This is a genomic window from Micromonospora sp. NPDC047620 (genome assembly GCF_043205005.1).
Lineage (GTDB): Bacteria > Actinomycetota > Actinomycetes > Mycobacteriales > Micromonosporaceae > Micromonospora.
Genome location: NZ_JBIDDG010000189.1, coordinates 1 through 1,069 on the forward strand (window position 1 = coordinate 1; position 1,069 = coordinate 1,069).

Annotated in this window: 1 protein-coding gene and 1 pseudogene; both read right to left on the bottom strand. The window is 69.2% G+C overall.

All coding sequences use genetic code 11. The annotated features are described in order from the left end of the window. A partial coding sequence (locus tag ACGF5C_RS35155; protein WP_393308789.1) for a zinc-binding alcohol dehydrogenase family protein occupies positions 1–825 on the bottom strand: 825 nt, incomplete at its 3' end. A gap of 39 nt (positions 826–864) precedes the next feature. Next, a pseudogene (locus tag ACGF5C_RS35160) lies at positions 865–1,069 on the bottom strand (hypothetical protein); the annotation flags it as partial.

The following is a 1,069-nucleotide window of genomic DNA, read 5'->3' on the forward strand; positions in this document are numbered from 1 at the left end:
GCCCGCTTCGGCGGGGTAGGCGGCGGCGAAGGCGGCGAGATTGAATCCGGAGACCGTCTTGTTGGTGAACCACAGCTCGTTCGCCGAAACTCCGACGTCCTCGGCGCCGGACGCGTTGCCCATCACGATCATTCGGCCCAGCGGACGAAGCCGGTCCAGGCTCGCGCGGCGGGCCGGGCCGCCGACCATATCGACCACGATGTCGAATTCCCCCGCACTGGAGATGTTCTCGCGAAGGATCACCTCGTCGTAGCCGAAAGACCTGGCTACCTCGATCTTCTCGGCGCTGCCGACGGTGCCGACCACCCGGCCCGCGCCGAACAACCGCGCGGCCTGGCCGAGTTGGCTGCCGACGCCGCCCGCTGCCGCGTGCACCAGCACACTCTCGCCGGGTTCGATGCGCGCCACGCGGTCGAGGACGAGAAAGGCGGTGGTGCTGTTGGACGGCAGCGCCGCCGCGAGGTCCAGGCTCAGGTCGAGGCCGTCCAGCGGTGCGACCAAGGCCGCGGAGGTGACGACGACCTCGGCGTAACCGCCACTGTCGACGATGGTCAGCGCCGCGACCGGCCGGCCGACGGTCAGGCCCGTCACATCCGGGCCGACCGCGCGGATCCGGCCCGAAACCTCGATACCCGGCACGAACGGCAACCGCACACCGACGACGCCCTGCCGATACAGCACCTCGGCGAAGTTGGCTCCCGCATAGGCGACGTCGATGGAAACCTGGCCGGGACCGGGTTCCGGGATGTCGACGGTGGCCGGCCGCAGCACCTCCGCGGGACCGAATTCGGGGATGGTGATCGCCTGCATCTGTGTAGTGCTCATGACAACGATCCTCGGCGCGCGGAAGTCGAGGAGGCAGTGTCAGCTCATCCTGGGTGTGGCACCACCAGGCTGCAACAGCCGTTCCAGGCGTTCGGCGGTGTCGGTGCCGGGGCGCGGGTTGTGCAGGATCAGGTGGTGGCCGGGGTGGTCGGGTACCGGGAACAGCGTGGCGTCGAAGATCAGCAAGCCCACGTCGGGATGTTCGACGGCCTTCACCGCGACGCTGTGTTCGGCGGCGTCGTGG